Source organism: Synechococcus sp. EJ6-Ellesmere, from assembly GCF_024345875.1.
Classification (GTDB): domain Bacteria; phylum Cyanobacteriota; class Cyanobacteriia; order PCC-6307; family Cyanobiaceae; genus Regnicoccus_A; species Regnicoccus_A antarcticus.
Genome location: NZ_JAGQBY010000197.1, coordinates 1 through 5,067 on the forward strand (window position 1 = coordinate 1; position 5,067 = coordinate 5,067).

At 69.2% G+C, this 5,067-nt stretch carries 7 protein-coding genes; 2 read left to right on the forward strand and 5 right to left on the reverse strand.

Annotated features, from left to right (window positions below):
• Positions 1-156: 156 nt before the first annotated feature.
• Positions 157-501 carry a histidine triad nucleotide-binding protein gene (locus KBY78_RS16025; RefSeq protein ID WP_006172071.1) on the reverse strand — a complete coding sequence of 115 codons (345 nt, stop codon included), beginning with the start codon at positions 499-501 and terminating at the stop codon, positions 157-159.
• A gap of 78 nt (positions 502-579) precedes the next feature.
• Between KBY78_RS16025 and KBY78_RS16030 the strand changes: the two genes are divergently transcribed.
• The gene (locus tag KBY78_RS16030) at positions 580-2,139 is read left to right on the forward strand and encodes a YifB family Mg chelatase-like AAA ATPase (protein ID WP_255144468.1); all 1,560 of its coding nucleotides are present in this window, start codon (positions 580-582) and stop codon (positions 2,137-2,139) included.
• 97 nt (positions 2,140-2,236) lie between these two features.
• On the opposite strand, the gene rpsU is transcribed toward KBY78_RS16030, so the two are convergent.
• From rpsU to def, 4 genes are read right to left on the reverse strand one after another with little or no spacing between them, the layout of a single operon-like run.
• On the reverse strand, positions 2,237-2,407 hold the full coding sequence (rpsU, locus tag KBY78_RS16035; protein WP_255144469.1) for a 30S ribosomal protein S21: 171 nt from the start codon (positions 2,405-2,407) through the stop codon (positions 2,237-2,239).
• Between the two features lie 58 nt (positions 2,408-2,465).
• Positions 2,466-3,224 (reverse strand): DUF3747 domain-containing protein, encoded by a 759-nt coding sequence (locus KBY78_RS16040; protein ID WP_255144470.1) that lies wholly within the window; start codon positions 3,222-3,224, stop codon positions 2,466-2,468.
• A gap of 60 nt (positions 3,225-3,284) precedes the next feature.
• Positions 3,285-3,482: a hypothetical protein gene (locus KBY78_RS16045; protein ID WP_006172075.1), complete on the reverse strand. Its 198-nt coding sequence runs from the start codon at positions 3,480-3,482 to the stop codon at positions 3,285-3,287.
• Between the two features lie 6 nt (positions 3,483-3,488).
• Complete coding sequence (def, locus tag KBY78_RS16050) at positions 3,489-4,094, reverse strand: peptide deformylase (RefSeq protein ID WP_255144471.1); 606 nt, start codon at positions 4,092-4,094, stop codon at positions 3,489-3,491.
• Positions 4,095-4,200: 106 nt separating this feature from the next.
• Between def and KBY78_RS16055 the strand changes: the two genes are divergently transcribed.
• Positions 4,201-5,067: TolB family protein (locus KBY78_RS16055; RefSeq protein WP_399216071.1), on the forward strand; the 867-nt coding region annotated here is incomplete at its 3' end.

Below are 5,067 nucleotides of genomic sequence, written 5' to 3' on the forward strand. Positions count from 1 at the left end.
ATCGGCAGCAGGAACTGGCCGCTGCCGCGATTCCCCTCGTCAAGCGGCAGGAAGTAGGGCTGGGCCAGGCGCTGCAGCTTGGCCAACTGCTCGCGAAGGGCCTTGAGGGGGCGCATGAATGGCTGCAAGTCGGCCCATTGTCGCCGCTGGCGAGGGTCAGCCGGGTGGCCAGAGCAGGGGCCGGCCACCGATCACGTGCACATGCAGGTGAAAGACCGTCTGGCCCGCCTCAGCACCGTTGTTGATCACCGTGCGCCAGCTGCTCAGGCCCTCCTGCTTCGCCACCTGAGCCGCCACCAGCAGCAGGTGGCCCAGCAGGGCCTGATGGCGTGGCTCGGCGTCGGCCAGGTTCACCAGGGGTTCCCGCGGGATCACCAGCACGTGCACAGGCGCCTGGGGCTGGATGTCGCGGAAGGCCAGGCACAGCTCATCGGCGTGGACCTGATCGCAGGGAATCTCACCCCGCAGGATGCGCGCGAAGATCGTCTCGCTCTCGGCCATGGGGCCTCCGCCGGAACCCGGCAACGGATGGGGTGAGACAGGCGGGGCACTGACTGGGTGTCCGACGCCTGAGCGCCGATGTTGGCACGCTGCAGCAGCGCCGCCCTGCAGGGCCTGGAGGCGAGGGAGGTGGCGGTGGAGGTGGACATCGCCCCCGGTCTGCCCGGACTTCAGATCGTGGGTCTGGCGGAAGCGGCCGTGCGCGAGTCCCGTGAGCGGGTTCGGGCCGCCCTGCGTAACAGCGGCTTCCGCATGCCCCTCACCCGGGTGATCGTGAGCCTGGCCCCGGCGGATCTGCGCAAAGAAGGGCCGGCCTTTGATCTGCCGATCGCCCTGGGGCTGCTGCTGGCCTCGGGCCAGCTTCCGCCCGAGCGAATGAAGGGGATCTGGAGCGCCGGAGAGCTGGGCCTCGACGGCAGCCTGCGGCCGGTGCGGGGGGTGATGGCCCTGGCCCTGGCCGCCAGGCGGGCCGGGGCCAGGGCTCTGGTGGTGCCCCGGGCCAATGCCGGCGAGGCGGCGCTGGTGTCGGAGCTGGCGGTGTGGCCGGCGGCTGATCTGGCGCAGCTGATGGTCTGGCTGGCGGATCCAGGGGACGTTCCGGCCCCGGCCCCCGCCCTGGTGCAGCCGGGGGCGGCCCAGCCCGACCTTGCCGAGGTGATCGGTCATTCCCACGGCCGCCGGGCCCTGGACATCGCCGCGGCCGGAGGTCCACACCTGCTGCTGGTGGGCCCACCGGGCAGCGATAAAACCATGCTGGCGCGGCGCCTGTGCGGTCTGCTGCCGCCCTTGCCCCGCCATGAGGCCCTGGAGCTCACTCAGCTCTATTCGGTAGCCGGACTGCTGCCGGAGGGTGGAGCTCTGATCGGCTCGAGGCCCTTTCGGGCGCCCCACCACAGCTGCACGGCCACGGCCCTGGTGGGCGGTGGCGCCACGCCGAGACCTGGGGAGCTGTCGCTGGCCCACCACGGCGTGCTCTTCCTCGATGAGCTGGCGGAATTTCGGCGCGAGGTGCTCGAGCAGCTGCGCCAACCCCTGGAGGAGGGAGAGGTGTGGATCAGCCGCTCACGCCAGCAGAGCCGCTTCCCCTGCCGCGCCGCATTGGTTGCGGCCACGAACCCCTGTCCCTGCGGCTGGTTCGGCGATCCGGAGCGGACCTGTGGCTGCGGTGAGGCGTTGCAGCGGCGCTACTGGTCTCGGCTCTCGGGCCCCCTGCTTGATCGCCTCGATCTGCAGGTGGTGATGGGGCGGCTCGAACCCGGCGCCCTGGCGCGCAGCTACGGCCTGGGAGCAGGACTGGCGACCGGGCGACAGGAGCGGACCGAGAATTCGGCAGTGGTGGCGGCGAGGGTCCTGAGGGCGCGGCAGAGAATGGCGCGACGCAATCCAGGTGGTCAACCCAATGGACAGCTGCCGGGCTCGAGTCTCAGGACTCTGGTGACGCTCAGCGCCGGGTCGCTTCAGCTCTGGCAACAGGCCATCACCCAGCGGGGCCTGAGTGCCCGGGCTGGAGAGCGGCTGCTGCGGGTGGCCCTCACCCTGGCTGATCTAGAGGGAACCAAGGGAGTGAGCGCTCAGCACCTGGGGGAGGCCTTGTCGTACCGATCGTTCGACCAGATCGGCAGGGAGCTATCTGTCTAAAACGCTGGGCTGGATGAAGCCGGGCCCCAGGAGGGTGAGCCCACTTAGAGGGTGAACCAGAGCTGATCAGCCCCGGATGAGCCTCGGCCGCAGGCGATCAGCTGCGACGACGGCGCTGCTGGGCCTCGCGCTTGTACTTTTTGGTGGGCGTCTCGTGGTGACGCAGGCGCTTGAGGTCTGCGAAGATGCCGGCTTTGGACACCTGCCGCTTGAAGCGGCGCAGGGCCGATTCGATGCCTTCGTTTTCGCCGACGGTGACCTGGGTCATGAACCACGCAGTGGGGCTAATTGAACGTCAATGTAGCAATCGGCTCATCGGCCCCCAATCACGGCTGGGCCTGGGTGCTGGGGATCGGGGAAGGGGCCAGCGGAGATGCGGGCGCGACAGAAGCAGAAGGATCGGTTGCAGGAGAACCGACGGCAGGCGGATCGGTTGCGGGAGCCAGGCTGGAGGGAGTGGCGCCGGCTGGGGCCTGAGCCTCGGGCTGGACAGCCTCCTGGCCCGGCCAGGTGTCCCGGTAGAGGGAGAGATGGCCGAGGGCGCGGTCGCCGAAGTGGCGGCGCATCAGCTTCCAGCCCGGTTCGGGAACGAACAGCAGGAAGCCATCGCTTTGGCCCTGGGTCCGGGCCACGACCACCTCGGGACCCGCCTGGTTGCGGCCCGGTGCCGCCAGCAGAATGTTGTCGCTGCCCTGCCGCACCACGCTCAGCCGGTACATGGTGCCCAGATCGCTGCCGCCCACCCTCAGCGAGTAGCCGTTGGCATCCATGTAGCGGGAGCAGATCCTGGTGAAGTCGAAGCTGCCCAGCAGGGGCTCCACCCGGGTCGGGGATGAACCGCTGGTGGAGAAGCAGGGGCGGCGGTCACTCACCTGTTCGTAGATGTTCAGCTGGGCACGCAGGCCATCGCCGATCGGCGCCGCCACCAGGACGAACTTCGACTGATCCACGTCACGGGCACTGAACAGAGCTCCCTGGGCCGCAACGGGGCCGGCGGCAGCGAAGCCCAGCACCAGCAGGGCCGGCAGGGAGGGCACCAGTGCGCTGAGCGATCGCAGGAGGAGCGGCAGTGGCGCGACGCGCATCGGTGAACGAGACAAGGTGAGCCCGATCGTAGAAGTGAGATCCCGCGACGCCAGGGGGGCTCAGCTGGCCTTGTTGAGACGAATTGCGACCAGCAGGCTGATCACCGTGCCTGGCAGGCAGGCCGCCAGGATCAGCCGGGTGGTGAGCACACCCAGGTCTGGCTCGCCATAGGAGAGCTCAAAGACGGAACCTGTGGCGGCGATGCCAAGCAGGCAGGCCAGTCCGAGAAAGACCCCGGCAAGGGGTTGCATCGGCATGGGAGATCAGCGCTGTGAGTGGACATCATCACGGCGGAACCCGTGATCCTTGAGCTCCTCGTTGAGGCTGAGCTCATCGCTGACCAGATCGACGAAGAGAACCCCCTTGAGATGGTCCATCTCGTGGAGGATGCAGCGGGCGAGCAGGCCATCGGCCTTGATGCGGCGAGGGCGGCCCTGCTCATCCCGGTAACTGACCTCCGCCTCGCTCGGGCGCACCACGGAGAGGTACACCCCGGGAATGCTCAGGCAGCCCTCCTCGTAGGTGTTGAGCGCAGCGCTGGTGGCGTTGATTTCCGGGTTCACCAGCACCATCGGCGGCGTGGCCGGGTTCTCCGGATCGAGGTCGATCACCAGCACTTGTTTGTGCACGCCCACCTGGGGTGCCGCCAAGCCGATGCCATGCGCGCTGTACATGCTGCGCAGCATGTTGCGGGCCAGCTCGCGCACCGATTCATCCACCTTGCTGATGCGCTTGGCGGGCTGACGCAGCACCTGATCCCCCAGCCTGTGGATCGTGAGCGGGGGAGCGTCGAGCACCTGCTTGGGAACCTGGACCGTGCGGCTGCTCTGCTCCGCCTGGCGGGCCATTTTGGCGAAGCTGCTGGCCAAAGCGTCACCTGAAACGATGGTCTGATTGTAGGAGCCGCTGGTGGGGCATGGTTCAAGCCAGGGTTCAGGCGCCAGGCAGGGCCGCCCCCTGGCGGCGTCGGCAGTGGTGGGACGCACGCCCCGGATCAAGGAACCCCAGCTGCACCGAGGCCGGCTGTTCTGGCTGGAGCAACGCCCCGCCGAGCAGGGGCGCACCACCTTGATGATGAGACCCTCGCCCTCAGCCGAGGCGATCGAGCTCACCCCAGGCGATTGGAACCTGCGCAGCCGCGTCCATGAATACGGCGGGGGCGTGGTGGCGGTGGACCGGGAAACAGCCGGACCCAGCGCAGGAGAGCTGGTGGTGGTGGTGAACGATCGTGACCGCTGCCTCTGGCGGCTTGAGACCGACCAGCCGGGGGCGGCGCCCATGCGGCTCACCGAGCCGGGGGAGCGCGCCTTCGCCGATGGGCTGATCGATGGGCGGCGGCGGCGCTGGATCGGGGTGATGGAGGCCCGCGGACTTGATCAGCTGGTGGCCGTGCCCCTGGAGGGGGGTGAACCGCAGCTGCTGCGCCAGGCCCTCGACTTCTGCGGCTATGCCGTGCTCAGCCCCGATGGCGGCCGGCTCGCCTGGGTGGAGTGGCAACAGCCGCACATGCCCTGGGACCGCAGCCAGCTCTGGCTGGCGGACGTGTTGCCTGGAGGAGGACTGGGCCCGGCGCGACTGATCGCCGGCTCCGGTGCTGCGGAGCAGCCGGCGGCGTGCTCGGTCTTCCAGCCCCTGTGGCTGGCGAACGGGGAGCTGGTGGTGGCCAACGACCGCCACGGCTGGTGGAACCTGGAGCGGCTGGACGCCGCTGGCACTGGGCCATGGCAGTGGCTGCTGCCGATGGAGGCGGAGTTCGCCATGCCGCAGTGGGTGTACGGGATGCGCACCACCGCCTGGGATGGCCACCAGCTGGTGGCGGCCGCCTGCGTGCAGGGCCGCTGG